Annotated in this window: 30 protein-coding genes; 6 read left to right on the top strand and 24 right to left on the bottom strand. The window is 55.9% G+C overall.

The window, feature by feature from the left end; genetic code table 11:
• Nucleotides 1-247: 247 nt before the first annotated feature.
• The gene (locus ACX5K5_RS13670; protein WP_459174539.1) at nt 248-2386 is read right to left on the bottom strand and encodes an SH3 domain-containing protein; all 2139 of its coding nucleotides are present in this window, start codon (nt 2384-2386) and stop codon (nt 248-250) included.
• Nucleotides 2387-2539: 153 nt separating this feature from the next.
• On the bottom strand, nt 2540-3193 hold the full coding sequence (locus tag ACX5K5_RS13675; protein WP_459174540.1) for a peptidyl-tRNA hydrolase: 654 nt from the start codon (nt 3191-3193) through the stop codon (nt 2540-2542).
• 96 nt (nt 3194-3289) lie between these two features.
• Here ACX5K5_RS13675 and ACX5K5_RS13680 point away from each other — a divergent pair, with 96 nt between their 5' ends.
• The 3 genes from ACX5K5_RS13680 to ACX5K5_RS13690 all read left to right on the top strand — a co-directional run bounded on the left by ACX5K5_RS13680 (nt 3290) and on the right by ACX5K5_RS13690 (nt 4667).
• On the top strand, nt 3290-3505 hold the full coding sequence (locus tag ACX5K5_RS13680) for a hypothetical protein (RefSeq protein WP_188683082.1): 216 nt from the start codon (nt 3290-3292) through the stop codon (nt 3503-3505).
• Nucleotides 3506-3663: 158 nt separating this feature from the next.
• Nucleotides 3664-3882 carry a helix-turn-helix domain-containing protein gene (locus tag ACX5K5_RS13685; protein WP_096254893.1) on the top strand — a complete coding sequence of 73 codons (219 nt, stop codon included), beginning with the start codon at nt 3664-3666 and terminating at the stop codon, nt 3880-3882.
• A 32-nt stretch (nt 3883-3914) separates the two neighbouring features.
• Nucleotides 3915-4667, top strand: a complete 753-nt coding sequence (locus ACX5K5_RS13690) for a 4'-phosphopantetheinyl transferase family protein (protein WP_459174541.1) — start codon at nt 3915-3917, stop codon at nt 4665-4667.
• Between the two features lie 10 nt (nt 4668-4677).
• Here ACX5K5_RS13690 and ACX5K5_RS13695 read toward each other — a convergent pair whose 3' ends face one another.
• The 4 genes from ACX5K5_RS13695 to ACX5K5_RS13710 form a co-directional block, all read right to left on the bottom strand.
• Nucleotides 4678-5028: a cupin domain-containing protein gene (locus ACX5K5_RS13695; RefSeq protein ID WP_096254891.1), complete on the bottom strand. Its 351-nt coding sequence runs from the start codon at nt 5026-5028 to the stop codon at nt 4678-4680.
• A 108-nt stretch (nt 5029-5136) separates the two neighbouring features.
• The gene (locus ACX5K5_RS13700) at nt 5137-5970 is read right to left on the bottom strand and encodes a hypothetical protein (RefSeq protein ID WP_441665215.1); all 834 of its coding nucleotides are present in this window, start codon (nt 5968-5970) and stop codon (nt 5137-5139) included.
• A 435-nt stretch (nt 5971-6405) separates the two neighbouring features.
• Entirely contained in the window at nt 6406-7629 is a 1224-nt protein-coding gene (locus tag ACX5K5_RS13705; protein WP_459174542.1) for an MFS transporter, read from the bottom strand.
• Nucleotides 7630-7726: 97 nt separating this feature from the next.
• Nucleotides 7727-7930: a helix-turn-helix transcriptional regulator gene (locus tag ACX5K5_RS13710; RefSeq protein WP_229676933.1), complete on the bottom strand. Its 204-nt coding sequence runs from the start codon at nt 7928-7930 to the stop codon at nt 7727-7729.
• A 232-nt stretch (nt 7931-8162) separates the two neighbouring features.
• On the opposite strand from ACX5K5_RS13710, the gene ACX5K5_RS13715 reads away from it, so the two are divergent.
• Complete coding sequence (locus ACX5K5_RS13715) at nt 8163-8651, top strand: Lrp/AsnC family transcriptional regulator (protein WP_459174543.1); 489 nt, start codon at nt 8163-8165, stop codon at nt 8649-8651.
• Between the two features lie 3 nt (nt 8652-8654).
• Here the strand turns inward: ACX5K5_RS13715 and ACX5K5_RS13720 are convergent, their stop codons facing one another.
• From ACX5K5_RS13720 to ACX5K5_RS13740, 5 genes are all read right to left on the bottom strand, one after another.
• A complete protein-coding gene (locus tag ACX5K5_RS13720; protein WP_229676994.1) occupies nt 8655-9896 on the bottom strand; it encodes an MFS transporter in 1242 nt (413 codons plus the stop codon).
• On the bottom strand, nt 9847-10251 hold the full coding sequence (locus ACX5K5_RS13725; protein ID WP_188683092.1) for an arsenate-mycothiol transferase ArsC: 405 nt from the start codon (nt 10249-10251) through the stop codon (nt 9847-9849). The genes ACX5K5_RS13720 and ACX5K5_RS13725 overlap by 50 nt, the downstream gene beginning before the upstream one ends.
• A gap of 74 nt (nt 10252-10325) precedes the next feature.
• Nucleotides 10326-11834 carry an APC family permease gene (locus tag ACX5K5_RS13730; RefSeq protein ID WP_443448386.1) on the bottom strand — a complete coding sequence of 503 codons (1509 nt, stop codon included), beginning with the start codon at nt 11832-11834 and terminating at the stop codon, nt 10326-10328.
• Between the two features lie 76 nt (nt 11835-11910).
• Nucleotides 11911-12768, bottom strand: coding sequence for a universal stress protein (locus ACX5K5_RS13735; RefSeq protein ID WP_443442890.1), 858 nt, complete (start codon nt 12766-12768; stop codon nt 11911-11913).
• A gap of 2 nt (nt 12769-12770) precedes the next feature.
• The gene (locus ACX5K5_RS13740; protein ID WP_096254936.1) at nt 12771-14183 is read right to left on the bottom strand and encodes a flavin monoamine oxidase family protein; all 1413 of its coding nucleotides are present in this window, start codon (nt 14181-14183) and stop codon (nt 12771-12773) included.
• Nucleotides 14184-14288: 105 nt separating this feature from the next.
• Between ACX5K5_RS13740 and ACX5K5_RS13745 the strand changes: the two genes are divergently transcribed.
• A complete protein-coding gene (locus ACX5K5_RS13745; protein ID WP_096254884.1) occupies nt 14289-14942 on the top strand; it encodes a TetR/AcrR family transcriptional regulator in 654 nt (217 codons plus the stop codon).
• Entirely contained in the window at nt 14939-15160 is a 222-nt protein-coding gene (locus ACX5K5_RS13750; protein ID WP_096254883.1) for a LapA family protein, read from the top strand. Before ACX5K5_RS13745 ends, ACX5K5_RS13750 begins: the two co-directional genes overlap by 4 nt.
• On the opposite strand, the gene ACX5K5_RS13755 is transcribed toward ACX5K5_RS13750, so the two are convergent.
• The 13 genes from ACX5K5_RS13755 to ACX5K5_RS13815 all read right to left on the bottom strand — a co-directional run bounded on the left by ACX5K5_RS13755 (nt 15157) and on the right by ACX5K5_RS13815 (nt 26478).
• Complete coding sequence (locus tag ACX5K5_RS13755; RefSeq protein WP_096254882.1) at nt 15157-15345, bottom strand: hypothetical protein; 189 nt, start codon at nt 15343-15345, stop codon at nt 15157-15159. The two genes, ACX5K5_RS13750 and ACX5K5_RS13755, sit on opposite strands and share 4 nt — an antisense overlap.
• Before the next feature lie 167 nt (nt 15346-15512).
• A complete protein-coding gene (locus ACX5K5_RS13760) occupies nt 15513-15893 on the bottom strand; it encodes a hypothetical protein (protein ID WP_096254881.1) in 381 nt (126 codons plus the stop codon).
• Between the two features lie 347 nt (nt 15894-16240).
• A complete protein-coding gene (locus ACX5K5_RS13765; protein WP_096254880.1) occupies nt 16241-16480 on the bottom strand; it encodes a hypothetical protein in 240 nt (79 codons plus the stop codon).
• Between the two features lie 232 nt (nt 16481-16712).
• Nucleotides 16713-17201, bottom strand: a complete 489-nt coding sequence (locus ACX5K5_RS13770; protein WP_096254879.1) for an Lrp/AsnC family transcriptional regulator — start codon at nt 17199-17201, stop codon at nt 16713-16715.
• An 86-nt stretch (nt 17202-17287) separates the two neighbouring features.
• Nucleotides 17288-17773 (bottom strand): DedA family protein, encoded by a 486-nt coding sequence (locus ACX5K5_RS13775; RefSeq protein ID WP_096254878.1) that lies wholly within the window; start codon nt 17771-17773, stop codon nt 17288-17290.
• A gap of 6 nt (nt 17774-17779) precedes the next feature.
• The gene (locus ACX5K5_RS13780) at nt 17780-19036 is read right to left on the bottom strand and encodes an MFS transporter (RefSeq protein ID WP_459174544.1); all 1257 of its coding nucleotides are present in this window, start codon (nt 19034-19036) and stop codon (nt 17780-17782) included.
• Nucleotides 19033-20178: an NAD(P)/FAD-dependent oxidoreductase gene (locus tag ACX5K5_RS13785; RefSeq protein WP_459174545.1), complete on the bottom strand. Its 1146-nt coding sequence runs from the start codon at nt 20176-20178 to the stop codon at nt 19033-19035. Before ACX5K5_RS13785 ends, ACX5K5_RS13780 begins: the two co-directional genes overlap by 4 nt.
• Nucleotides 20179-20496, bottom strand: coding sequence for a bifunctional 3-phenylpropionate/cinnamic acid dioxygenase ferredoxin subunit (locus ACX5K5_RS13790; protein WP_443442883.1), 318 nt, complete (start codon nt 20494-20496; stop codon nt 20179-20181).
• A gap of 167 nt (nt 20497-20663) precedes the next feature.
• Complete coding sequence (locus ACX5K5_RS13795; RefSeq protein ID WP_459174546.1) at nt 20664-21743, bottom strand: ABC transporter ATP-binding protein; 1080 nt, start codon at nt 21741-21743, stop codon at nt 20664-20666.
• Nucleotides 21740-22807, bottom strand: coding sequence for an ABC transporter ATP-binding protein (locus tag ACX5K5_RS13800; RefSeq protein ID WP_459174547.1), 1068 nt, complete (start codon nt 22805-22807; stop codon nt 21740-21742). The genes ACX5K5_RS13795 and ACX5K5_RS13800 overlap by 4 nt, the downstream gene beginning before the upstream one ends.
• The gene (locus tag ACX5K5_RS13805; RefSeq protein WP_459174548.1) at nt 22804-23778 is read right to left on the bottom strand and encodes an ABC transporter permease; all 975 of its coding nucleotides are present in this window, start codon (nt 23776-23778) and stop codon (nt 22804-22806) included. Before ACX5K5_RS13805 ends, ACX5K5_RS13800 begins: the two co-directional genes overlap by 4 nt.
• A 9-nt stretch (nt 23779-23787) precedes the next feature.
• Nucleotides 23788-24819: an ABC transporter permease gene (locus ACX5K5_RS13810; RefSeq protein ID WP_459174549.1), complete on the bottom strand. Its 1032-nt coding sequence runs from the start codon at nt 24817-24819 to the stop codon at nt 23788-23790.
• A 66-nt stretch (nt 24820-24885) separates the two neighbouring features.
• Nucleotides 24886-26478 carry an ABC transporter substrate-binding protein gene (locus ACX5K5_RS13815; RefSeq protein WP_459174550.1) on the bottom strand — a complete coding sequence of 531 codons (1593 nt, stop codon included), beginning with the start codon at nt 26476-26478 and terminating at the stop codon, nt 24886-24888.
• Between the last annotated feature and the right edge of the window lie 12 nt (nt 26479-26490).

Here is a 26490-nt window from a genome sequence, read left to right on the forward strand (position 1 = left end):
TAGATACTATCGAGCTCGCCGCGAGCAAAATCGCGGAAGGCAAGGTTTTGATACAACTGCTCCCCACGATTGGTCCTGATGATCAACTAGAGCGTTAATCCCAGTGCACGACTGGCACCACGGTTATTCCGGACACCACGGCGGGCGCGCAAAGGGTTAATTTTACCGGAGTGCGTCATCCGAGGTGTTGTGACAACTACTGTTCACGCAGATACTTGCCCAGTCCGGGCCGGCGCACCAATTCGCTCTAATTTAGCCTCCCATCAGAACCAGAATCACCATAGACCTCAACATGAATATGATCCATATGCTTGGTGGTGTCATTCCAATTATTGGTGAACTGGGTACCGTATTTACCCGAGGCGGAATATTCGTTCCAACCTGAGCCGGGCAACCATATTTGGTCTTGCCAGATGAGGTAATACACCCCGAGCTGTTCCCGGTTATCGAGCAAGAACTGGGCTATCTTGTCGCCCTGAGCAATACGAGTTTTGTTCTTGTAGTCTCGGATCATCAAGTCAACGGCCTTACCTGCGCTGTGCCCCACCGAACCGCTCCTGATGGTGTGGATATTGCTCACGGTGTCACCGAAACGATGATCTATTGCCTTGAGAACGCGTTGCGCATCGGGTTGCAGACTCACTGGCGCTTTAGTCGCGAGATATTTGGCGCTGACCCATCCGGTGCCTTGAGAAGATTTGATCTGGGACCAGCCGTTGCTCATCTTGAGGAAGGTGACCTTCTCGCCCATTGGCACTACACCTAGGCTTCGGTGCTCAACACCACCGCCTGCTCGTAGATTCACGTTCGCCGTAGTCCAACGAAATACCTGCTGCTTATCGGGAACCGGTGCTTGAGGTTGATTGGACGTCACGTAGGTAGAGCTGACCCACCCGACACCTTGCGTAGTGGTGACGCGAGTCCACCCGTTAGCTGTTCCGTGTGCGGTTACTTGCTGGTTCTTAGGAACAACACCGAGGGACCTGAACGACGTCGAACTGCCTTCGCGTAAGTTCACGTTTGTAGTTGCCCAGCGTTTAACGTTATTCAGTGGCAAGTAGGTCTTGTCGATCAGTGTAGTGCTCGGCACCCAGCCGATAACCTGTCCAGTTTTGATCTTTGACCAAGAGCCACTGCTGCGATAGAACCCTACTTTGCTACCGGGACGAATCGTCCCTAAAGATTTCGCTTTCGACGAGGTGGAGGCTCGGACCGCTACCGAGCTTATGGCCCACCGGTTGCCTTTCAACACGTCGTTCACGGGTTTGTTCGCCGAGAGATCCTTCGAAGAAATCCAGCCGAGGCCCTTCGATGTTTTGACGCGGGACCACCCATTTGAGGTGCCGTACAAAGTCACTTTTTCGCGTGCGGACACCGAGGCCTTTTTGCCCGTGGTGCTAGAAGCTCCGGTACGCAGGGTTGTATTCTTCACGACCCACCGTGGGGTGGCGGGGATTGCTTTGAATGCTCTGCTTGTCAGATTTGCTGTCGGGACCCATCCGGTGCCGCGAGTTGTTCGCACCTTGCTCCACGAACCCTTGGTGAGAAACAGACCCAGTTTTTCTCCGGCTCGAACTTTGCCCAAAGATTTAGTCTTGTTCCAGTTGCCCTCGCGAAGCACCGTGTCCGCGATGAGCCAGCGTGATCCGATGATCTTGGCGTTTACAGGCTTCGTATTACTGAGCTGTGCAGCCGAGATCCAACCCTTTGTCCCCGACACCGAGACATGTGCCCAGCTACCAGAAGTGCGGAACCATTCAACCTTGGCGCCAGAAGCGACATTAGCCAATTTCTTCGATTTGCTCGAGTTCTTCTGGAAAAGCGGCTGCTTGGATTTCGAGTATTTATAGACAGCCGCCGGCATCGCCGAGGATAGCTGATTTGTGGGAACAAATCCGATGCTTCGACCAACCTTGATGCGCGTCCATGATCCGGAAGAGCCAAGACGTTGAACCTTAGTTTTACGGATGACCCCGGTTAGCGAGGTAGACGCTGCCGCGGGCTTCTGCCGTAACGACTGGAACGATTTTAGGTAGCGATAGACCACGGTCTTTGGCGTCGGCTTCGTCTGAGCCTTGACTGGTGTCAATTGTTTAGCCGGGACCCACCCGGTTTTGCTCTTGTAACTGACCTGGTCCCAACCGGAGCTACTTCGCGAAACGCTGAGTGTGGTGTTCTTGGGAATCACCAACACTGAGGCAGCCTTAGTTGACGGCGTCTTGCGCATCGTCAATTTTGAGTTGGTCTTCTTGGTAATCTTAGCTTTCGCCGCGGAACTTACCAGTGCGGTTTCTTGAGCAGGTTGTGGGGCCGCCACCGCCGGTGTGCCAAGTCCGAGAGTCAAAATAACTGCAAGTCCAAGACTCAGGACACGGTTAACGCGCATATCTTTATTCACTCTCGCGACTAGGCCTTTACGCCATTTCTTGATGGCTCACCAAAATGAACAGCCCTAGGCTGTGGTGCTTGTTCTGCTACCGCCAAAAAGAATCATGACACAAAAATGGTCAGCTAGGTGTAAACGTACTTCTTCAACATTTTATGAGTCGGTACAGTACACGAATGCCGTGGTAGACCCAGGTTCAATTTCGGTGCGTCCAGCGTCTTGAATCACTGGGCCTGAAGCCTTCGCGCGCAGCTTGTCGAACTCGGCGCGCGGTAGTTGTTTGATCCCCACCGGGGCATGCGATTTCAACCAGTTTTCAATGAGTTCTGGCTGTGCTTCGGTCAGCCAGGCAAAAAGGGCATGAGCAGCTTGCGCTGCGGCTTTGCCCGTGGACATCTCCAAGGATTTATTGAGCACAATATTCACGTGCGCTACCAGCACTTCGTCACTTTTCGGGAGCTCAGTTCCGGAAACCTGAAGCTTAGCGATCAGCTTGTGTAGATCAGCCGCGGGCAAGGGTGGCAGCCCCACGGCCTGCGCTTTACCAACTTCGCTAATCATTTGCTCGGGGAAGAGTTCTAGCACTTTGGCGAACATCTTCGGATTAGCCCGGCGCACGGATTTTGCGAACGCTTGGCTGGCCCAGACCTGCCATTCGTCGTTTTGTGGGTCCTGCAGGTAAGCGATCACCGCCGCGCGGGCTACCGCCGAAATTCCCTCGTCCTCGGTGGACGGGTCTTCCTTATCGATCCGCAAGATGATGGGCTGCACTAATTCGTCTGGTTGTCTTTCAGTATGCTCACTCACCAGTCCATTCTAGATGCGGCGCTCTCGACATGCAGCGTTCCAGAGTTCTCTCCAACCTCACCATTTGGCGCACGGACGGTCAGGCACCGGTTTTGAATGCCGATACCACTATTCCAGCATGATCATCCGCGAGTGGTCGATGCAGTGCTTGCGAGCGGCAAGGCTTGCAAGCAGGCCGGCGACTTGATTGGCGTGAATGCTTTCGCGGATCAGATGGCTCAGAAATATTTGGCGGAGGGCCCCAAGTTTGTGAACGTCGGTGCCGAAGTGTCGATTCTGGCTCGAAACACCGAAACACTGGCAGCAAAGTAGTTGCTTCCGGCGCCGCTTCACCTATGGTCAGTGCGACGGTTAGGGGCGCCCTAGGGAGTTCATGGCAATCAGCCGCTTCGGTGTACGAACCTTGTAGGAGAACAATGACTTCTTAAGGTCCAAAATCGCGTGACGCACGCACCGCGGTAGACAAGGCAGTGGTCCTACTGCGCGTTTTCGGCGAGGAAGCCTCCACTGGCGTTGGGGTCAGCGAATTAGCTCACCGCGCCGAGTTTTCGGGATCTACCGCATTCCGGATCCTGATATCCCTGCGATTAAATGGTGTCGTGGACCGCGCTGGCAACGCTTACCGACTCGGCAAGCGGATCCAACTTCCGGGGACAAATTCAAGGAAACTTGGCAGACCTCATTTTTAGTACCTGGAATTCTAGGACGTAGTCTGGACTGCATGAACTTCGCCCACTCTGACTCGCAGATTTTCTACGCGGTGGCCTCGCCTGGACAAGTACAGTTGGCGGCCGAAAAACTTGGCGGACCCGCAAAAATCCTAGGCAGCGAAGCCGGCCGGGCTGAAGGCTTCACTCATCAGGAAGACCGCGAAGCATTTACCGCTTCTCGAACGCTGTTGCGACTGCTGCTCTCCTACGTCACATACGGAGAGCTTGATCAATCATCAGACGTGGACATTTCGCGGCATTGCATCTCCTGCAATTCCAGCGACCATGGCAAGCCAACAACGCCACATCACTCAATCTCGTTGTCCAGAACTAGAGAACTAGTCATTGCTGCCGTGGGCCCTAAAGACTTGCGCCTTGGCACCGATATTGAACGGGGCACCGCGCTGAGCCCGCGGGGGGTCTTTCCCGGCTTTGACCAGATCGCGCTAACGCCTGCCGAACTCAAACTGGTGCACCGGGACAAGGCCCCAGATGACACAAGGCTTTTGGCGTGGACCGCCAAAGAAGCACTGCTCAAGGCGGATGGCGCCGGTTTACGACGTGAACCTTCAACGGTGAGGGTGCTCTCGCCTGCGGTGTTAAAGGCGGCCCGCCGCAACAGATGGGCTGGTTCTAGCCACCTTGCCGGGTACAGCCTTCGCTGGCTCCCGGTGCCAGCCACGCATGTGGCGGTGCTTGCCGCTTCGACGCCTTTGCCTATTCAAGAACTCGGCGCGGAAATCTTCAAAACGACACTGAGCTGACGATTCGTTTCTAGATGTTGATGAAGGTAATGAGTATTCTGGCGGGTTTCTCGGCATAAACGGCGTGCACGACTCCGGCTTCGAGCCGAATAATCCCGCCGTAGTTGAGGTGATGGGTTTCTTCACCCACGCTGAAATCCACTTCCCCATCAAGTACTTGCACGATAATTGGCGTGCCGGCTTTATGCTCGGCGAGCTCAACATCTGCGTCGAAGGCGATCTGCACCAAGGTGGCTCCCGAGCCGGCGCTGAGGCGCTTAGCCGAATACCCTCCAGGCTTTATCGGATTCGCCTGCTCCAAATCGCCAAGTTCCTGCGCCAGGAGGTTGCTTGCTTCCTTCGTATCGTTATTGTCCACCACGAACATTCCTTTACTTCAGGTGATGCCGGATTTCCAGACCCCGGTCACTTCCGAGTATCTCAGAGATTACCGTTCTTGCACGCTCAATGGCCTTCGGGCTTCAACGAACTAATATGAGCGTCGTTTGCCCTTACGGACAATCAGGAGAATAACACTGACCAACATGGCTACCGCAAGGGTCACCAAGGACGGTATGAGCCAGTCGGTTTGCCCGATGGAGCCTTGGGTCAGCTCACCAAATTGGGCCAACGAACCACCGACGGAACCCACCGGATTTTCCAGAAGTGTGACAACCGCGGAGATTACCGCTGGCATGATCCATTGGATAGCTAGGGCGATACCCCAAACCACCAAATGCCAGATCTGCAAAAATCCGAGGAAACCCAATACTAAACCAAGCACCAATGCCCCGGCATAGGTTAAGGATGAATAGATCTCCGGCTCTAAGGGAGTATAGGTTGCCACCATCTGCAGCCATCGCCCCACACTAAAAACGAGCGCGGCTACCAATAGCGCCACGATACTCAGTCGCAATTTGGCAATCAAGAAATACAGCACCTGGCTGATCACAAACGCCGTGCCTAAGGCCCAGAGCTGGGTTTGGAGTCCGTCGCTGATTTTCCCTTGGAAAATTTCCGGTGCGTCGCCCCAGATCCATTGGAAAACAAGCCCGACCAGGGCGAGAAGCACACCAATATCGGTCAGGATTGCGAAGCTTGTACCGTGGCGGCCAATCACTCGCGTGAACCAACCACCAAGCAAGGCGATGCTCGCGAAGATGATGATCAGCCCCGCCGCGTCACTCATTGAAGTTGGCAGCATTGGTTGCTCTCGTTGCCCCAACCATAACCACAACCACGGACCAACCGCGAGCAGGACAATAAATAGCCCGGCAATGATCTGTGCCCACCACGGGCTCCAGAACTGACGACTGCTTCTCATACTTAACGTGTGTGCTCCCACGCGCTCATTCTGTCAGAGCCGAGCTAACGTTCCTAGGACCTCGGAGGCCGTTTCACCTTTCATTGCGCGCGCCACCGTATCTACGGCTTTGAGAATTTCTCCTCGGAACAAAATCAAAGGGATCCGTAAGCGCTTCTCCAGAGCTGGAGCGAACGCTTACGGATCCCTTGGTCTGACCCTTCGATGCCCAAGAACGGTATCTTTGTCCCGTGTCTAAAACCAACCGTCAAGACATGATGATCTTTTCGGCGATCGGCGCAAGCCATGCAAGGTGGTAACCCGATGACTTCAACTGAGACCAGTAAACATGGAACCAGTCAGTGTGCGCAACAGGCACATTCATGATTGATCAATATGATCACTACAATCAGGGAGACATCGTCTAAAACCTGCATTTTGCTAAGCGCACTGAATTTAGTGCCGTGCATCACTCTCGAGTTCAGGTCCATCGGAGACCCGTTCAAGTTTGATTTTCCTTTCGGCAACTGCCGATGAAAAGAACATCGCCACAATGACAAATCCAAGGGGAAGGTGCAGCGCCTGCCGTAATCCAAATTCATTCCCTATAAAGCCCAGAAGTGGTGGACCGACTAAGAAAGCGATATATCCGATGGTGGCGGCCACCGCGACGCGCCCCGCCGGATCCGCCCCAGAAGCTCCGGCGGCGGAAATCGCCAAAGGGAATGCCAACGAAGTACCAATTCCCCACAGGATGACCGCGGCACCGGCAAGGACTGGGTTGTTCAGGAAAATGACGCCTGCAAGCCCCAGCGCTCCAAGGAAGGCACTGACCGCAAAGGTTCTGCTTGCTCCAAAGCGCCCAATAAACCAGCCACCGCAGAACCGCCCGATAGTCATCGCCAGCGCGAACCCGGTGAAGATCAATGACCCTGCGGCTGGATCAAACCCGTGCCCGTCAACCATCACCAATGGCAGCCAGTCATTGGCCGACCCTTCGGCGAGCGCCATCGCCAAAACGATAAACCCGATCAACAGCAAGCGTGGGTCCGTCCAGAGTTTGGCTGCGCTCGGCGATGCGGACTCTTCCGTGCATGACCTGTCAATTTTCCCTGTGCCTTGCGGAAGGTAACGGATAACGTACAGAAATAGTGCTAGCGAAAGCAGCCCGCTGAACACCAAATGCCAGAGGACTGGAAAAGCGATTGAAGTGAAAATAATTCCTGCGCTGGCGCCAATGACCGTGCCAAGGGAGAAGAATCCGTGAAGACTCGCCAGGAACGGTTTCTTAGTGAGTCGTTCAATCTCGGCGCCTTCCACATTCATTCCAACTTCTGCGCTTCCCATACCGGCACCGAAGAGAAACAGCCCAGCGGCCACGCACCATTCAAGTTGGAAGTGGGCGCTAATTCCAATGAGCGGCATCGAGGCGATCACCGCTGCAGAGCCGGTGCGGATAACCGGACGTGCGGCAAACCGTGCAACAAGTTTTCCGGAGAAGATGATGCCGAGCATGGAACCGACCGATAGTCCGAAGAGTACGAGGCCCATCTTCGCCGGGGTGGCTTCCAGCAGGTCTCTAATGGCCGGGGTGCGCGTCACCCACGAGGCCATGCTCAAGCCGGGCAGGAAAAATAGTGTGTACAGGGCCCAACGACGTTGGGTAATGGTCGGTGACAATTCCGCTCCTGGTGCGGGTGCTGGCAGTGCCGAAATCGGCATTCAATCTAAAACTACACAAGTTTCGGATTCTCTACTTGCTCACCGGCGCCTTAGATCAGTCAAGATCTCCGGTGACTTCCTCGCGGGCTTGGGCGTAACGATGCTGAATGTAGTTCTCGAGTTCTACCCGCTCCACCCGCCACATGCCACGGCCACCAATTTGAATAGCAGGAAGCTCACCGCTTTTCACCAGCGCACGAACTTGGGGAAGCTTTACGTTCAATTCCTCGGCAACGTCCTCTAATCTCAAAAACCTCATATCTGAAAGGTTACTGCGATTTAGGATCATTTGGCATGAAATCGGACAAGTTGTTCATAAGTAATGCTTTGTGATTCGACGCAAGCCAAGCCATGACACATAATGGGTTAGACGCAACAAAACCGGTCAGACCGTGCAACACAGTTGGGGATGGCTGGTCATTTTGACTAAAATCCTATGAAGGCACCTAGGCCGCGGACCACCCAATATGGCAGCACAGGAGAATCTCCACATGAATTCGGAAACGTATCAGCTCGATGAGACCGACCGCCGAATTCTGTTGGCTTTAGATGATGATCCACGTGTACCGATCATGATGCTCGCTCAGCAGCTAGGCCTGGCACGCGGAACAGTGCAGACGCGTCTTGAACGCCTGGCTCATTCCGGTGCTTTGCGCCCGAATACCGCCCGTATTCTGCCAAGTTCTATGGGCCGTGGAGTCAGCGCGTTTGTGAGCGCCGAGTTGAACCAGTCGAGTCTGAATGAGGCCATCGATGCGTTGCGTCGCATCCCAGAAGTCTTAGAATGCGTTGCTCCTGCGGGGGAAACCGATCTGCTGATTCGCGTCTCGGCCACCGATCCAGATGACCTGTACCGAGTCTCTGAAGAGATCCGCTTATGCCCTGGGATCACTCGCACCTCAACCTCAATGATTCTGCGTGATGTTATTCCCTACCGCACCACTGCGTTGCTCTCGAAGCTGAGCGGAACCAAGAACTAGTTTCTAGCCTTGCACCAGATCTAAGGTCCGTGCCGGCAGATGCTTGCGAGCGGCATAGACACAAACCATGCTCAATAGGCAAAGCCCGATAAGTAGCGCAATAAACCAGAGGGGATCAGCGAATGGTCGCCACATGGCAAAGAGCGTCGGGAAGCTAAAGCCGATAAAGCACACGGCATAAAACCGTCCCGTAAGTTTTCCGATTTCGCCAGACCCTGCAAGGTCAAGTACCTGGCTAAGCCCAGCGACCAGTAATACTCCGTTGGCCGAACCCGAAATGAGGAAGGCTATATAGCCCAGTGCTTCAGATCCGCTGAGATACACCAGGATCATCAATGCGAATGCCAGCACTGAGAGGATGAGCCCGGCCATCAGTACGTTGATCTTGCTGGTGTCGTTATAGCGTTTGGCCAGGGGCTGGACCAGTACGCCCATTCCCATAGTGATAACTACCGCGGCAGTAGTGAAAAACAATGATGACTGACCTGCTGCCGAGCTTAACGCGGGAACGATAGCAAAACCACTTGCCGCTAGTCCAAAGACCCATGGGGCTGCGGGAAGCACCACGAGTTTAAATCGTTTGAGATTCTCGGGCGTGGTCACAGTCCCAGGCCTACTGCCCTGAACCGCCTTCTCTTCCTTGACCGTAGTGATAAGAAATAACCACGAGAGCGCAGCGACCGCGTGAATTCCATAGGCGAGTTCTGGGCTTGCGCTCGCGCCCACAATAGTTCCGGAGATCATTGGGCCGATGGCAAACCCTGCCGACGTGCACAGTGCCGCTCGGGTTGCTCCTGCAGGTCCCACACTGAGTACTTTAACCCAGCTGGTCACCGCCACCATGGCTAAGCCCATGCCCATTCCGGTAAAGACTCGTCCGGCATATAATCCGGAGTCGTGAACTACCCCGAACATCATGCTGAGCGAGCCGAGCGTCGAGGCGGTCAAAGCGAGGAGGGTGAAAGGCTTGCGGCCAAATTTGTCGGCTAGCGGGCCACCCAGCAGTAGCGTCGGAATCATGCCGAGCAGATAACTGCCCATCACCAGCATTGCTTCAAATTCGCTTAGCTCACGGTGCTGCTGATACCAACTGATGAGTGAAACATACTGGTTAGCGCACCATCCGGTGAGAATCAGGCAGATTCCCGGAAGCCACCACGAGGTTGTGCCCTGTTTCGTCTTGCTGACGCTAATCTTATTTCTCCAGTTCGCGGTACAGTTCGCGTACACGCTCGGCGATTTCATCACGGATTAGGTTCATCCGTTCGGAGCCCGTCACCCCGTCCTCGCTTGGCTCATAGGTGACCCAGCGTTCGGTGGGAATGTTTTCGTTAATGCTGGGATTCGCTTCGCTGCCCAGAATAACTACGCGGTCCACCTGGTCCAATAGTGCAGGGTCAATGCTCTTTGGAATACCTGCGGACATGTCTGCGCCGGCCTCGGCCAGCGATTCAGCAGCCTCGTGATTGATCACGGCGCCAGGGTTTGTCCCGGCCGAATAGCTGGTCACCTTGCCGTCCGAAACGAGGTCCATCAAGGCTGCAGCCATTTGCGACTTGCCTGCATTACGAGAACAGATAAAAAGAACCGAAGTAGCCATGAACATATTGAACCACCCACTGAGCATTAGTGGGTGATTCAATAACATTTGTTGAGCGCAGTAAGGGTTACTAGCTACCGAGTCTTAATGGTTTCGCCTCTGAAGAAGGCTGGATGCCGCCACCTGGTGAACAGCATGATTGCGACACCGAGTAGCAAAACACCCACCCCCAGAATGAAGACCATGCCCACAGAACCAATCGCGGATCCTGAACCATAGTCGGGATTCATTGATTCGATGGCCGTGCTGAAGAACATCACCAGCAGCACTACACCGCCGATGAGTGGTGCAAGGAACTTGAAGAAGAAATTCCGAGCACTGGCAAACAACTCAGAGCGGAAATACCAGACACAGGCCAGTGCGGTAATCCCGTAGTAGAAGCAGATCATGAGCCCCAGCGCAGTGATGGTGTCCCACAAGGCATTTTCAGAGATCAACCGGGTCACCACGTAGAACACCGCCGCGGCTGCTGCCGAGACTACCGTGGCAACCGTAGGCGACATGAAGCGCGGGGAAATCTTTGCGAAGCTCGGTGGCAAAGCCTTGTAGTACCCCATGGCCAGCAAGGTACGCGCCGGTGAAACCATGGTTGACTGCAGCGAAGCCGCCGAGGAGGAGAGGATTGCTAGTGACATCAGAATCGCTAGTGGTCCCATGATGGGTCCGGAGAGCACCGCAAAGATTGATTCTTGGTTTGCTTCGTTACCTGCGCCGAGCCCGGTTTGGCCTACTCCGGCCCAGTACAGAACGCCCAAAGATACCGCTAGGTACAACGCGATGATGACTAACACCGTCCACGTCGCACCGCGTCCGGGCACCTTAGCCGGGTCAGTGGTTTCTTCGTTCATGGTCAGCGTGACATCCCAGCCCCAGAAAACGAAGATTGACAGGGAAATACCTGCGGCGAAGGCGGCGAATGAATCCACTGAGGCCGGGTTGAACATGTCTAAGCTAATAGGTGTCCGGTCAAAGGGAGTGCTACTGGTGAACGCCATGATCGCGAAGAGAAGCAAGACCGCCACTTGAAAACCCACCAGTACATACTGGAACACCTTGGTGGCGTTGAGCCCACGATAAGAAATGTAGGCGGCGACCGCGATGAAGACCAACGTGGTGGGAATGTTGACCCACAAGTTTTTTGTTAAGTCGGCGATTGCTTGGTTTCCGGTGAGCTGGGCGAGGAGGATATAGAAGAAGTCCACCGCCACGGCTGCAAGATTGGATAAGACGATCACGGTAGCCGCGATAAGCCCCCACCCGCCCATCCAACCGATCATCGGTCCGAAGGCTCGGGTGGCCCAGGTAAATGAGGTTCCGGAATCTGGCATCGCGTTGTTTAGCTCGCGGTAGCCCAAGGCGACCAGCAACATCGGAATGAAGCCGGCTAACAAGATGGCCGGAAGGCTCGTGCCGACCTCTGCCACGGTGGCGCCGAGTCCGGCGGTCAAGGTGTAGGCCGGGGCAATGCAGGAGATGCCGATGACTACTAGTCCGACTACTCCTACGGTGCCGGTGGACAAACCTTTAGAGTGCAGACCGCTCTCGGATTGCTCGGCAGTTTCCTGCCTCAGTTCTTGCGACATAGTGTTAACCTTCTGGGTTTTTTCTGGGCAGACCTCTGCGTCTGCCCAGAAAACGGGTATCCCCCGCGCGATGGTTTTAGTTCGGTATCACTGCCATGGGCACGTGCAACTTGCCTAGGATTCGTTGGGCCTTGGCTCCGACAAAGAGACGACGGCTTGCAGCTAACCGGGAAGAACCCAGAATTGCTACTTCTCCGGCTTCCCAAGCCAGCGAATCAATGGCTTCATCCAGGCTTTGACGTGAAATCACTTCGATACTTGCCTGCAGTCCCATGGACTCGGTCAGTTCCGCGAGGAACTTCTTGGTGCGCACCAGATGCGGATCAAGCTCAGTGGCTGGATCCGATACGTCGGTATCGGATACGAGCGTCGCGACGCGTAATGCCACTTTGCGGACCGTGGCGAACTTGGCCGCGTTGGCAATGACCTCCCGCGCTCCGGGACGGTCTCCGACGAATGCTGTCATTCGGGTGATTTGCCCATTCGCTGCACGCAACGAGGCAAGCGCCTGCGGGCTGGACATGAATACCGGAACCGGTGAAGCGTGCAGGAGTGCATTTGCTACCGCGCCGGGCATGAAAAATCCCGCACGGTGGCGTTTACGCCCACCCAAGACGATGCCATGCACACCGGTTTCTACGGCAAGCTCAATCAGGCCTCCGGCGACCGAGGATACCGAGCGAGCCACGACTTTGGCGCTGACTCCTTGCGGAACCTGGGCTAGCGCGGCAACTGCCCACTCATCAACTTTGGCCGAGAGAATAGAGTCGAACCCATGGTCTCCACCGGGGTAGATGGCGCTGAAGGGTGTCGTTGCAGGCACCACAATGCCTATGGTCAGGCTAGGCGTTGTGGTTCCCGCCACCAGAGCAGCCGCCAGCTCCAGTGCTTCGGCACCGCGCTGATCTGCGGTGTATCCAACAAGCAGATTCATGGCTACGCGTTGACCTTTCCTAGCGGAGCAACACCGTCATAGCTTTCGTCATAGCTGCTTCCTTCTAGCTTTGCGATGATTCGAGCAGCGCTGCGGCGTCCCATGCGTACCGCACCATCCACGTGCTGGTAGCCCTCACCGGCAAGATCTGATGAGGAGAAGTACAGCGGTCCCACATTGTCGTTCTGGACTGAGCCAAATCGTGTCAGACCACCAAGGTCGTAGCTGGTGGCGTAGGCGCCTCGGGTCCATTCTTCGGCCGCGAAGTCGGAGAGGTAAAAGACCTTGGGGTCCAAGGCCTTAGCACCGAGGAAGTCGGCGATTCCCTGCAAGATCTGCGATTTGCGTTCTGCTTCGTCTAATTCCCACATGGCATCGGCGTCAACATCGGAGATAAATCCGACCAGTGTGCCGGTGCTTTCTCCGGTGTAGGTATTGTCGTAGAGTTCCTGGACTACTGCATTGGGTCCGAAGCAGGTCCCGGAAAGTCCAGCTTCACGCCAGAAAGGCGTCTCGTACACTGCGTGAACCTTGATCACCAATCCCATGGACTGGTGCTGGTGGGTGACCAATTGCTTGCGTGGAAGCGCAGGAACGTAGCTGATACGCGAGTACAGGTTCGGAGGAACCGCTATCACGGCCTTTTTGGCCTTGATGCTCACCGTCGCACCGTGGGCAATCACGCTGTCCTGTGACCATTCAAGCTTGAGTACCGGGTTCTCCAGGTACACGTCGTCGCCCAGGCGTTCGGCCACCGTTTTGGAGACGCCCTGCATGGTGCCAACGATACGGCGGTCAAGAATGAAGTCTTCGTCCACAAGATTGTCGAAGGAGCCAGCCGAGGAAGCCATGAGCACTGCTTGCAGCGCCGAGAAGGTGTGAGCGGGTTTGGTCAGCATGCCACCGGCGATAAATAGACCTACGTTATCGCAGGCAAGTTCATCGCTGCTGTGCTCGCGCAGGAAGTGATGGAAGGAGATCATGTCAAGCTCTTCAGCCTGCGGGTGCTCCCACGGCTTGTCCGGATCCATTTGCGCTGCGAGGCCATTCATCACCTCGATGAGCTTGTTCATTTCGGCCACGGTGCTTGGCGCTACGGGGAAATCTTCACCGTCGTAGGCAATGGTCTCGCCCTCCGCTGTGCGGTACAGGCTTTTGCCTTCCTTGTAACGCTCGAAGGTTTCGATGCCCAGTTCGTTGATTAGCGAATACAACCCGGTTTGGTCCGGGCTAATCCATTGCCCGCCAATTTCAATGGTCGCCCCCTCCATTTCTTCGCTCCAGGTACGTCCGCCGACGCGGTCGCGGGCTTCAAGAACTGCCACCGTTTTCCCGCACTTTTTCAGTTCATAGGCGGCGGTGAGACCCGATGGACCTGCCCCGATAATGACAACGTCGCGTTCGATCTGTTTCACAATAATTCCCTTCGGCACTAAATGAATTTGGTTCATTTACCTCTGCGTATAGCATAGGGTACGAAGATGCTCTTGTGAAGCATGCCACGTCAGGGGGAAATTGGAATGAGTACCGAGAGTCCTCGACGGGCTGGAAGGCCGCGCAAAGCGATACTCAGCCGAGATCGCATTACCGAGCACGCGCTGAGCCTAGTCTCCCAAGACGGTTATGATGCACTGACCATGCAGCAACTCGCACGATCCTTGGGGGTATCGCCTTCGGCGCTCTACAACCATGTCGATTCCAAACAAGACCTACTGCAATGGATTCAGGAACTGGTCATGGCTCAGGTAGATACCTCGGCCTTTGGGAAACTTGAGATCCACGAGGCGCTGATCCAATGGGCGACGAGCTACCGAAACGTTTTTGCGTTGCACATCCCGCTGATTCCGGTCATCGCAGTGCTACCGGTATCTGATTCCCCACGCACCATAGCAATGTATGAGCATGTGGCCGAAACACTGAGAGGCCGTGGTCTGGCCGACGCCGCAGTGATTCCCACCATCGTCGCCCTTGAGTCCTTCATCTTCGGATCGGCAATGGATACCGGTGCACCGCACGACATCTTTGATACCAGCAATCATCGCGAGGCGACCCCGCACTTCACCCAGGCAGTGGCGGCGCAACGCGCAACCGGGGTCAACACCAGTGACGACTCTTTTGAACGCGGATTACGCGCCCTGGTGACCGGACTACTAGCATCGAGAGACCTCACATGAGCCAGGATTCAGTCCCGGCAGGGCACCGCCGGCTTTCTGCCAAACAATGGACAGCAATTGTTCTGGGAATCATCGCACTCATATTCATCTTGCAGAATCTGAATTATGTTCGTGTGGAGCTACTGATATTCCATACCAGCGCCCCGCTCTGGGCAATACTCAGCATCACCTTGATCATTGGTTACTTGATTGGGCGTTTCTCCAAGAAGCGGGATTAGTCCTCAAGTAACGCCCACTCGCCAACCTCTTCCCCTTCGGCGTCGAGAATATCTTCCTGCGCGCCGGGTTCAAATGGGTAAAGTGCGATATTTTTAGACCAATCCGAGAGAATTTTCTGCAGCTCTTCCAGCGGCTTGAGTTGCATACTCTCGGAGTCAAAGTTTACTTCCATGACGAAACGCATGTTGGGCTCCAATCCCTAGGATTATCGCCATCTTATGCCCAGAAAACTTAAATTACGAGACTTGCCAGCCCGTCTTCAAAGTGCTCACCTGCAAGGAATCCGGCTCTCCATATGCAACAAGGGCGAAACCCCATGGTTTCGCCCTTGTTGCCAGGAAATTTGAGAGCCTACAGTGTTGCACCCATGCTCGAAAGGGAGGTAATCGCTTCATTGCCACCGACCTTGTACAGGGCTAGAAGCAGTCCACCAAAGACAATCCCCATCACTGCACTGAATCCGAGGGACACCTTGACCAGCGAACGAACTTCCTGACGGCTAACCGAGGACTCGTTGTTCAGGTAGTTCATCGTTCCCTGGCTGATCGCCTGGACAGGGGTGCGCACGGAAGTGCTGAGAACACGAGCCGAGAGTATGTTGGATGCCGAATCCGTTTCGCCACCACGTAGGTAAGCTACCGTTGCACGGTTCTTGCGATCCTGGCGGAATTTGATAATGCTCTCGCCATGGCGGGCCAAGAGTATGTCTTCACCAAGAGGGATCGCGCCCATTGTTTTCTCCTAAAGTTTCAATAACACCGTAATTCCAGTAAAGCCCATAAAGTTTTCCCTTTAATACAGAACCCCCTTATTCGTTCACAAGGTCACAGGAGACTGTGATTGAACCGGCATCAATTCAATTAGAATTCCATAAGAATGGTGACCTGCGTCATTTTATGAAAGCCATTATGGAATGCTATTCATCCATTAGTTGCTGGGTTGGGTTTTGACCGCCTTCATGGCGAGCTACACCACACAACGCACATCGCTTACACGGCGCTACGAACCAAATGCAAAATGAGGGCCGAAGGATCCTTGCGACCCCTTCGACCCTCACGATGCTGCACTTGAGCTAAAAACTATGCGGCTTTCATGTGCTTTTGTTTACTTTCACGTTTAGCGTTGTGAATTGCCACTGCCAAGTCATGATTTGTCAGCTCATCCGGAGACGCAACTGCGTACTTTCTTGCCTGCCGCATCAGGGATTCGCGAATCTGGGACGCATGCGTCCGGCGATACTTCGCAACCAGATAGATACTGGCGCCTGCTAGTACCGCAAGGGTGACCAGCGCGGTTAGTAGAGTAACTTCAATACCCATTGCCTTCTCATCCTCCTCGATCCTCAACTGGGAAGGTGATACGTCGTAGTTAACGTAGGACCCTAGTCACCCAGGGCCTCATCACGTCTCGCCGCTGAAGAGAACATTTATCCTAGCATTTTTATTCGAATAGTTCAAATGCTTTTAGTGAGAGAATGCGAATCTACACAGAGGTCAGATTAGATTCGACAACCGGCAAGATGGGATATCAATAATTTGATCAAGCCTTTGGTTAGTACTCGTCAGTTCCGTGGCTGTGTTCGAAGACTAGGGATGTTTGAGTGGTTGCCACCGCAGGGTTGGCTGACAGGTTATCCAATACGAACTGTCGAACGTCGGCTGAGTTGCGGACGGCAATATGCAACACGAAGTCGTCTGCTCCGCCCAAGAAGAATAACTGCTGCACTCCGGGCTTTGAGCGCATATCCGATGCGAAGGTAGACATCAGATGTCTTGCACCTGGGCGGATTTTTACGAAGATCAATGCTTCGAGCTCACGGCCCAGGACTTGGGGGTTCACCTCAATAGTGAATCGTGAAATAACCCCCGAGTCGCGTAAAGCGTTCAGCCTCGCCAAACATGTAGAAGCCGCAATGCCCAGTTCTTCAGCCAATGAATTATTGGTCCGCCGCGAGTTCTCTGAAAGCAAGGACAACAGACGACGGTCTAACTCGTCGAGCTGCGCCGTGCGCTTTTCGCCGGAGGCAGGATTGTTCAGCATTAGGTGGCACCGGCTTTCACTGCGATATCTTTTGACTTTGAAAAACTCGCGGAATTCCTACGCGATGGAACTACAGCATAGTAAATTTATGTCTCGTCTGATTTCGCCACCGGAGACCTGCTCTGCCGAAATCGCAAAACCAGGATAACAATGGCGGAAATGAGTAAGGCGCCTGTGAGTAGGTACGGCCATTCCAGAGAGAGCCAAGCATAAAATATCGCCATCCCAATGGTCGTGTATATCAATGCCCACGCTAGTGCTCCGACAGTGACGGCGGGAAGGTAACGCCGCAAGGGCATTCGGCTCACCCCGGCGGTTGCGTTCACAGCTGATTGAATGCCGATGGTAAGAAAGCACAATGGGACCGCGAGCATTCCCCACCGCGCGATAAATCGTTGTGCACGCTGATACATCGCCCCGTGCACGATCCTTTGATACCGGGTATTCTCAACTCCGCGCGCCACAGCACGACCTAACCAGTAGGTCGCGTTGCCTCGCAGCATTGCTCCAATGAAGAAGAAAGTAAACGTCACCATAAAAGGTGCCTCATTTACCAACCAATTTATTGTCATTACTGGCTACGGAACGCTTTTAATTTTTAAGACCAGAACCGCACCGAGCAGGCTGATCACTGCAGAACACATGAATAACGTTGAATAACCGCCTAGCCACGTCACCGAAAGCCAAGCAATAAGCGGGGCAAACACCTGTGGCAGCGAGTTCGCAATATTGATCATGCCCAGATCTTTACCGCGAGAATCCTCAAACGGCAGTACCTGTGTAAGCAAGGCAAAATCGACGGCGAGATAAGCGCCAAAACCAACCCCGAGAAACACGGCCGCGAAGATCGCAGTGGTGAAGGTAGTCGCAAATGCGAGGGTCAACGCAGCCCCAGCCACAATGACCGAGGAGAGGATCACGTATTTCTTGCGTTTTCCATCCCGGTCAGAGAGCCGACCGGCAATCACCGAGGAGAAAATCACGCAAAAGGCGTAGGTCGCTGTCAGGATCAGCACGCCGGTGGCGGGTTCTGGGTGGCGCAACTTGTCCTGCAAGAAAAAGAGCAGGTAAACCAAGCACAGCTGGCTGCCCAGATAGAGCAGGAAACGGGAGAGCCAAGCCCATCCGAAATCTGTGTGCTGCATCGGGTTGATCCAGAAGCTCTTGACGAATTCCATGAGCTTTAACGGTTCTAACGCACCCTTTGGAAGCGGAACATCTTGCCGCAGCAAGACAAAGGGAATCGCGCAAATGGCTACGGCCGTTGCAACAATCGCATATCCGAACACCAGATTTGAGGCCGCAAACATGCCGATGACTGCACCAATAAGTGAGCCGCAGGTCTGCCCCAACGCCACCATCCCACCGACAAGGCCACGTTGTTCCACCGGCACCTTGTCCGGGATGGCGGCAAAAATCGCGGCTAAGGCTGCATTGCCAGCCGCTTGCATCAGCGCCCAGCCCAGTACCAGCATGCTCACCGTTTGGGCGGTTGACATGAGTAGCAGCGCTAACGCTCCGCAGACCGTGCCGAACAGAACCCACGGAACACGCCGGCCAAATTTCGAGGTACTCCGATCGCTCAGAGCCCCGAAGAGTGGATTTGCCACCAAAGAGACAGCCGCACCAACGCCGGTTACCAGCGAAAGAATGGCGGCCTTCTGGCTGGCATCTAGCTGTTCAGCGTGTAATCCAAGGAGTACCTGAATCGGCGCGAAGAAGCCAACATTAATCCCGATATGAACGGTGACAACAGCTGCAATCCAGCCAACGCCGACTCGTTTGGTAGGGATCTTGAGAGCTTCGGGGACTCCCCAATTACGTTCCGTGATCATGCTTTTTCCTGCCGTCCAAGGTCACGCGGACCAACACTGGAGTCTTGCAGTTCTTCAATGCTCGGCGTGTAACCACGTGCGATGAGCCGTTTGACGGCTTTCGACATCTGACCACCGTCAATCATCGAAGCGGCTACCAAATTTCCTGCTTCGTTAAGACCGAAAAGTACCTGTAGCTGCCCACGACGGTTCAACCGCGATACGTGCTGTGTGGCCCGGGTAAAGTCCCCCACCGCTTCGATATGGCTGTCATGCCTGTCAGACCAGAACCACGGCACCGAATGGGGCCGTGCGTCGCCTCCCATGATGGTGGCCGCGGCAATCGCTGCGTCTTCCATGGCTGCTTCCCAGTGCACGGCACGGGAGCGTTGAGTCATCCGTGCGCCATCGCCTATGGCCAAAACCTGACGGAACGTGGTGGTGCGTTGCTGATCATCGACAAGTATTCCGTCGTTGATCTCTAGCCCCATCGCTTGTGCGAGGGTAGTTTCGGGCTCGACTCCAATGGCAGCGACGAGGATTTCCGCCTCGATTCGTTGCCCGCCGACCACCGCGTAGCCCGCACCGGCCTCGGCGAGTTCACCAGATAATACGGTGATCCCGTGCCGGGAATGCTCGGCATGCAAGACTGCAGCCATCTCGACGCCTAGGACGTTGGACAGCGGCGCCTCTGAGTTCGAAACGAGTGTGACCTGAGCGCCGAGCATTTTTGCGGTGGCCGCAAATTCTGCCCCCACCAGGCCAGCACCGATAACCAGTACGCGCTGCCCGAACATTCCATCTTCCAATGCGGCCGAAAGATCAGCCGCATCGGTGGCGGTATGCAGGCTGCGTATGTGCTCTGCGCCCGGCACCTGAAGTTTTTTTGGGGTGTTTCCGGTAGCTAGCACCACCCATTCATCCTCGGCGGTGGGAGCAACTAGCTCGGTAATGTTTTCTTGGATGAGCGAAACACCGTGCTGTTCAAACCAGGCGGGTGGAACAAAGTACTCGCGCTGCAGGGATTTGCTCAGCGGTGGCCGGTCATAGGGAAGTCCCTCGGGGTCGCTGATTTTGATGTTCCCGGCATAACCCTTGCGCACAAGTTCGCGCGCGAGAGTAAAACCGGCAACACCACCGCCGACAATGTGTACTGACGGCATCTAGATATCTAGCTCCAGGTTTCCGTCGACTACGGCAACTTTGTACGTGCGGGCATCTTCGGTGGCAGGCATGCACTGCACCTTGCCGGTGCGCATATCGAAGCTGGAGGAATGCATCGGGCATTCAACTTCGCAGCCTTCAATCCAGCCGTCGGAGAGCGAGGCTACCTCGTGGGTGCACTCGTCTTGCAACGCGTAGAAATTGCCATCATCGGCGTGGAACACCGCAATGTCCTCGCTGGCGCCGCTTTCGCTGGCGGGAACTAGTAAGGCTTCGCCTTCGGGTAGCTCGTCTGCAGGGCCTACCTTGTAGCTCACGATGACTCCTTTGAAGTGGTTAAACGTCTGGAACCATCTTGTCACTCTTGGTGCCCGCTGTCCTATCTGGCAGGTCACGCCTGCTCATCAGATGTCATGCATGGTTGCCCCTCCACAGCCGACGTACCGGATTAGGCACGGCTACCGAGGAGGGGCAGCGCTCAAGTTCACCCGGCTGGGACAAGTCCTGCCTCTGCCGGAGAGGACACCGGGAAATGGCACTCCGCCAGTTGCTGACCCGAGTCTGGCCCGATACCAGGCATACCCAAAAGAATCTGCCCGGCACCGTCGCGAGAGACCGTCGGCGGACGTTCTGCAGTGCAAATTGGCTGTGCTTTCCAACAGCGGGTACGAAAACGGCATCCGGAAGGCGGGTCCAAGGGAGAAGGAAGCTCCCCTTGGAGGACAATGCGCTGCGCAGGACGTTTCGCAGGGTCCAGTTTCGGAGAAGCGGACATCAGCGAGGCCGTATATGGGTGCAAAGGTGAGTCAAAGACCTGTTCGGTGCTGCCCGTTTCGATGATGCGCCCCAGATACATTACTGCTACCCGGTCGGTCACGTGTCGCACCACAGACAGGTCATGGGAGATGAAGATGTAGCTGACGCCTAACTCCTGCTGCAATTCGTTCAGCAGGTTCAAGACCTGTGCCTGCACCGAAAGGTCAAGTGCCGAAACCGGTTCGTCCAAGATAATCAGGTCGGGGTCCAGGGCAAGGGCGCGGGCAATACCGATACGCTGGCGTTGTCCTCCAGAAAACTCCTGTGGCGACTTGGATGCATCGGTACTGCGCAAACCGACTAGGTCAAGCAGCTGGTTCAGGCGTTTATTCTTGGCGGCGCTTCCCTTATGAAGATCCTTATGCGTAGCAAATGGCTCGGAAATAATCTGTCCAGCAGTCATCCGTGAGTTCAGGGAGGCGAATGGATCTTGGAAGACCATCTGCACACGGCGGCGCCACGCAAGCAACTCCTTGCCGCGAAGTGCAAAAGGATCCTGCCCGTCGAAGCTCACTGTTCCCGAGTCGGGCTGTTCAAGCATCATCAGTGTCCGAGCAAGAGTCGACTTGCCGCAACCTGATTCTCCCACCAGCCCAAGCGTCTCCCCCTTGCGGACGCTCAGATTGATTCCATCTAACGCACGCAGTTCTTTCGTGCCGGAGGCACCCGCGGAAACATGAAAGGTCTTGGTCAGGTCCTTGACCTCTAAAACGTTTGCTGCGCTGATCTCATGTTCTAGGATGCTCACTGGTTTTCCTCCTCAGCTTGGACAATTCCTGATTGGCTGACCGTGGCCTGGCCAACATTTTCGGCAAAATGACAGGCGGAACGCTGCCCTGGTGCAGTCTCGCGCAATTGCGGGCGTTGCTCGCGGCAGATCGCGCTGGCCAACGGGCAGCGGTCCTGATAGACGCAACCCGCAGGAATTTTATTCAGCTCCGGAGGGCTCCCCGGAATCGAGGACAACCCCTCGCCGCGCTGTGCATCGGTGGGCACCGAATCGAGCAGCCCTTTGGTGTAGGGGTGGGTTGGGCTGGTGAATACCTGCGCAACGGGTCCTTGTTCCACCACATTTCCTGCATACATCACACAGACATCATCGGCTTCTTCGGCGACAACCGCGAGGTCGTGGGTGATGAGCACTACCGCCATCTGGTCTTCAGTGCGCAGCTTGCGCAGCAGTTCCATGATCTGGGCCTGCACCGTAACATCGAGCGCGGTGGTTGGTTCATCAGCAATCAACAGCCGCGGGCTGAGTGCAACCGCCATGGCGATGAGGATACGCTGGCGCATGCCGCCGGAAAACTGATGCGGGTAGGAGTTCACTCTGGTTTCGGGCTCTGGGATGCCCACCCGGCGCATTAGATCCACTGCTTCGAGCTTCGCTTGTTTCTTGCTTGCTCCGCGGTGAATGCGGAAGGCCTCCCCCAGCTGGGTGCCGATGGTATAAACCGGGTTCAGTGCGGTCAATGCATCTTGGAAGACGATTCCAAGACCGGGGCCGGCTACCGCACGGCGTTGCTTCGGGTTCATGGCTATGAGATCTTCTCCGTCGAGCGAAGCGCTGCCTCCGGTCACCGAGGCCACAGGATCAAGCAACCCGGCAATGGCTTTAGCAGTCATCGACTTGCCGCACCCGGATTCTCCGAGCAGTGCCAGGGTTTTGCCGCGGCGGGCAGTGAAGCTAACTTGGCTCACTACGCGCACTGTGCCTCTTGGGGTTCGGATGTCTACGTCCAGTCCGTCCACCTGAAGCACCGTGTCATTGCCTGTGCGGATGGGGGCTTTAGGTTCAAGCATCTCGGTCATCATTTCGCGTCCTTGATTACTGCCGTCAGTGATTTTTTAGTCTGCTTGTCCAAGGTCAAGCGCCAACGTTGCGCCGGGTCGGTAGCGATACGCATCCACGCGGCCAAAACATTCGCGGCCACCGCGGTGATCACAATTGCCAGCCCTGGAAGAATCGAAAGCCACCAAGCGGTTTGCAGGTACTGGCGTCCCTGGGCGACCATCAAACCCCACGAAACATCTGGTGGCTGAATTCCGATGCCAAGGAATGACAGGGAGGATTCGGCGAGCATCACAAAACAGAATTCGAGCGTGGCCAGGGTCAGCAGAGTCGGGGTGACCACCGGGATCACGTGGCGCAGAATAATCGAATTCGGTTTGGTGCCGAAGGTGCGTGCGGCATCAACGAAGGTGCGCGATTGCAGTTCGGCCGATTCGGCACGCGCGGTGCGCATGTAAATGGGAATACGGGTAATCGCCAGGATCAACACAATATTTGCTGCCGAAGGGCTGAAGACGAAGAGCACCACAACAGCGAGTAGCAGTGAAGGGAAAGACATGATGATATCGGCGATCCGCATGGAGATGTTTTCCCGGCGCCCACGATGGTAGCCAGCCCATACTCCCCACAGCGAACCGATGATCAGCGCAACGAGCACCGCCGGGACGGCGACCAGCAAGGTGGTCTGCGTGGCGACGACCAAGCGGGCGAGCATTGAACGGCCCAGCGAATCGGAACCTAGGATGTAGGCCCACCCGTTGGCCGGGTCGAAGGGCGGCTTATTCATGAACATCAGATTTTGCTTGGTGGCCAGCTCCCCCATGAGGGTCGGACCGAAGATCGCGATCAAGATGACAACGCTGAGCAGCACGGCGGCCACCGTGGCGAACTTGTCGCGTAGCAGCATGGAGAACATGCTTGGCCGGCCCAACCGTCCAGCGGTTTTTGCCCTGCGCCCTGCGGCGGCTAGTGGCTTGTCTTGAATTTGTGTCATGGCTTTTCCCTAGGCGTCAAGAACGGCGGCGGCCGGGTTGTTGGAGGTTGGGGCAGACGGTGCGCTTGGGCCGTTGTACTGGCCGCGGTGTTCGCTGCGAGCCTTGCGGCGCTTGCGTGCCCCGGCGCTTGGGCGAACCCGAGGATCAAGCAGTGCGTAGCCCACATCGATGAGGATGTTCAAGATGAAAATCGCCACCGCGGTCAGCAGCACACAAGCTTGGAGCACCGCGAAGTCGCGTTGCAGAATCGAGTCGATCATGAGCTTTCCAATGCCTGGCCAACCGAAGATGGTTTCTACGACTACCGCACCATTGACCAGACCGACTGTCAGGTCCCCGGCCACGGTAAGTCCTGGCGCCGCGGCGTTGCGCAGGGCGTGTGCCCCAACTACGCGGTACTCGGTGGCTCCCTTGGACCGGGCAAGTTTGATATATGGTTCCGAAAGCGAAGAAACCATCGCGCCGCGCACCACCTGCACCAAGGTGCCAAACGGGCGCATCACCAGCGTGGCTACCGGAAGCACCCAGGCTGCCATGCCCATGACACCGGAGGTAGGCACCCAGCCCAAGGTGATGGCAAAGACCCAGATACCCACGATTGCCAACCAGAAATCCGGGATGGAGGCGGCGGTCATGGACAAGAAACTGCAGAACCTGTCCAGGATTCCGTTCGGTTTCAGCGCCGCGGCGGAACCGACAATGACTGCCAGCACGATGGCAATGACCATGGTGGTGCCGGCAAGCTGCAATGTTGCGGGAAAGGCCCGCAACGCCATATCTGCTGCGCTTTCACCGGTGCGCATGGAGCTACCGAAATCAAAGCGCAAGACTCCGCCGAAGTACTGGGCCATTTGCACCCAGATTGGCTGATCCAGCCCATTGCGAATGGCGAAGTCTTCGCGCATGGCTTCGGTGGCGTTCAGCGGCAGGTACAACGCGGCCGGATTACCGGTCATGCGGGCCAGCGCGAACACGCCTACGATGACAACCAGCAACGGCACGGCCGAAGAGATGATCCTTTTACGCAGATAGGTGAGCATTAAACTGTGTACTTTCGATAAGTTCTGTCATTGTCGGTTCCGTTTGGCGTTCAGGGAGAATCCTGGCTATTTCGCCGCGGTGACCTCTGCCAAGCGCAGCTCGTCACCCGAGGAGGAGTTCGGCTCGTAGTTCACTGACTGAGCGATGCCGAGCATTCCGGTCTGGTGGGCGATGTGCGCAAACTGCACCACGTTGTCATTCTGGTACTGGAAGACCTTTTCAAAAGCTGCCTGTCGGTCTGCTTCAGAGGAAGCGTCCGCTTCCTCGATCAGCTTGTCCAGTTCCGCAGTTCCGAAGGCCGACTGCGCCCCCTTGGTGGTCATGTACTGGTCCACGGTGAAGGCGGCGTCACCTGCCTGGTTGCCGTGCTGCGTCATCAGCATGATGGCGCCCTCGTCATCGGTGGGGAACGGGCGGACCTGGTAGGTCAGGTGCTGACTGGTCTCAAGCATCTTCAACTTCACGTTCAGCCCGGCTTGGGAAAGCTGTTCCTGTACGACCTGGCCCAGCTCCTCGATCTTCGGGAACTGCGCGGTGCGCACGATCAGGCTGATCTGAGCGGAGGTGTCAACACCAGCCGCCTTGGCCTCTTCCACAAGAGACTTGGCCTTTTCCGGATCATATGGCCAGACCGGCAGTGAGTCGCTGTGCCCCACTACCCCTTCAGGCACCAGTTGGGCAGCTGCCTTGTCGCGTCCGCCGTACAGCGAGGCGACAATGGATTCCTTGTCAATAGCGTAATTAACCGCTTGGCGGACCTTGATGTCAGTGAATGGTGCTTTGTCTGCGTGCATGCGCAGGGCGACGGTCTCATTGTTTGGATAGCTAACGCCCAGGTCTCCGATATTGTCTTCCGGGCTCAGGCCGGTGGCGATATCTGCTTCACCGGAGGTGATCATTGCTGCGCGGACACTTCCCTCGGAACGCCACTGGTAGTTTGCCTTGGCGAAGGCCGGGGCTTCTCCCCAGTAGTCGGCGAAGGCGGAGGCGTTGATGGATTGGCCGGCATCCCATTTGTCCAGCTTGTAGGGTCCGGTACCGATAGGCTCACGGACTTTTTCGGTAGCTGAGGTTTCGGAAGGGACTACTTCGAGGAAGGACAGTCGCAGCGGAAGGATCGGGTCGGCCTTGACCGCGGTGACCTCCAGCGTGCTGTCGTCTACGGCCTTGACCTTGAGGTCATCGTCGCCGAAGACGTAGCCTTCGACGTTGCAGCCTAGATCCGAGTTGACCGCACGCTCGATGGTGGCGGCGGCGTCTTCTGCGGTGAAGTCGCTGCCGTCATGGAACTTCACGCCTTCGCGCAGCTTCAGCGTCCAGGTGGTGTCATCATCGCTGGACCATTCGGTGGCGAGCTTAGGTTCCAGCTCACCGGTGGTGGGGTTGCGTTCGATTAACGGTTCGGTGATCGTCGAGCGGACCACCACTCCGGTGCTGGTGAGGTTCGATTCGCAGGCTTCGAGGGTTGGTGGTTCCTGCTGGAGCACCACACGAAGGGTGTCGCTTACGGTTGCTCCCGGCGCCGCCGAGCCTCCGGACGCGTCTTCGGAATTGGCTACCGAGCAGCCGGCCAGCGCGGTGGTGCTCAGCAGTGCTCCGGCGGCGACCGCCATAGAGATGCGCCGTGCACGCTGAATAGGGGTTTTCGAATTGAACATCGTTGTTTCCTT

This window comes from Glutamicibacter bergerei (assembly GCF_054495185.1).

Coding starts and splice junctions, on each gene's coding strand:
- ACX5K5_RS13670 (WP_459174539.1), bottom strand. CDS start 2,386: ATGCGCGTTAACCGTGTCCTGAGTCTTGGACTTGCAGTTATTTTGACT.
- ACX5K5_RS13680 (WP_188683082.1), top strand. CDS start 3,290: ATGCCGATACCACTATTCCAGCATGATCATCCGCGAGTGGTCGATGCA.
- ACX5K5_RS13690 (WP_459174541.1), top strand. CDS start 3,915: ATGAACTTCGCCCACTCTGACTCGCAGATTTTCTACGCGGTGGCCTCG.
- ACX5K5_RS13700 (WP_441665215.1), bottom strand. CDS start 5,970: ATGAGAAGCAGTCGTCAGTTCTGGAGCCCGTGGTGGGCACAGATCATT.
- ACX5K5_RS13710 (WP_229676933.1), bottom strand. CDS start 7,930: ATGAGGTTTTTGAGATTAGAGGACGTTGCCGAGGAATTGAACGTAAAG.
- ACX5K5_RS13715 (WP_459174543.1), top strand. CDS start 8,163: ATGAATTCGGAAACGTATCAGCTCGATGAGACCGACCGCCGAATTCTG.
- ACX5K5_RS13720 (WP_229676994.1), bottom strand. CDS start 9,896: ATGAAATCGCCGAGCGTGTACGCGAACTGTACCGCGAACTGGAGAAAT.
- ACX5K5_RS13725 (WP_188683092.1), bottom strand. CDS start 10,251: ATGGCTACTTCGGTTCTTTTTATCTGTTCTCGTAATGCAGGCAAGTCG.
- ACX5K5_RS13730 (WP_443448386.1), bottom strand. CDS start 11,834: ATGTCGCAAGAACTGAGGCAGGAAACTGCCGAGCAATCCGAGAGCGGT.
- ACX5K5_RS13735 (WP_443442890.1), bottom strand. CDS start 12,768: ATGAATCTGCTTGTTGGATACACCGCAGATCAGCGCGGTGCCGAAGCA.
- ACX5K5_RS13745 (WP_096254884.1), top strand. CDS start 14,289: ATGAGTACCGAGAGTCCTCGACGGGCTGGAAGGCCGCGCAAAGCGATA.
- ACX5K5_RS13750 (WP_096254883.1), top strand. CDS start 14,939: ATGAGCCAGGATTCAGTCCCGGCAGGGCACCGCCGGCTTTCTGCCAAA.
- ACX5K5_RS13755 (WP_096254882.1), bottom strand. CDS start 15,345: ATGCGTTTCGTCATGGAAGTAAACTTTGACTCCGAGAGTATGCAACTC.
- ACX5K5_RS13760 (WP_096254881.1), bottom strand. CDS start 15,893: ATGGGCGCGATCCCTCTTGGTGAAGACATACTCTTGGCCCGCCATGGC.
- ACX5K5_RS13765 (WP_096254880.1), bottom strand. CDS start 16,480: ATGGGTATTGAAGTTACTCTACTAACCGCGCTGGTCACCCTTGCGGTA.
- ACX5K5_RS13770 (WP_096254879.1), bottom strand. CDS start 17,201: ATGCTGAACAATCCTGCCTCCGGCGAAAAGCGCACGGCGCAGCTCGAC.
- ACX5K5_RS13775 (WP_096254878.1), bottom strand. CDS start 17,773: ATGACAATAAATTGGTTGGTAAATGAGGCACCTTTTATGGTGACGTTT.
- ACX5K5_RS13780 (WP_459174544.1), bottom strand. CDS start 19,036: ATGATCACGGAACGTAATTGGGGAGTCCCCGAAGCTCTCAAGATCCCT.
- ACX5K5_RS13785 (WP_459174545.1), bottom strand. CDS start 20,178: ATGCCGTCAGTACACATTGTCGGCGGTGGTGTTGCCGGTTTTACTCTC.
- ACX5K5_RS13800 (WP_459174547.1), bottom strand. CDS start 22,807: ATGATGACCGAGATGCTTGAACCTAAAGCCCCCATCCGCACAGGCAAT.
- ACX5K5_RS13805 (WP_459174548.1), bottom strand. CDS start 23,778: ATGACACAAATTCAAGACAAGCCACTAGCCGCCGCAGGGCGCAGGGCA.
- ACX5K5_RS13810 (WP_459174549.1), bottom strand. CDS start 24,819: ATGCTCACCTATCTGCGTAAAAGGATCATCTCTTCGGCCGTGCCGTTG.
- ACX5K5_RS13815 (WP_459174550.1), bottom strand. CDS start 26,478: ATGTTCAATTCGAAAACCCCTATTCAGCGTGCACGGCGCATCTCTATG.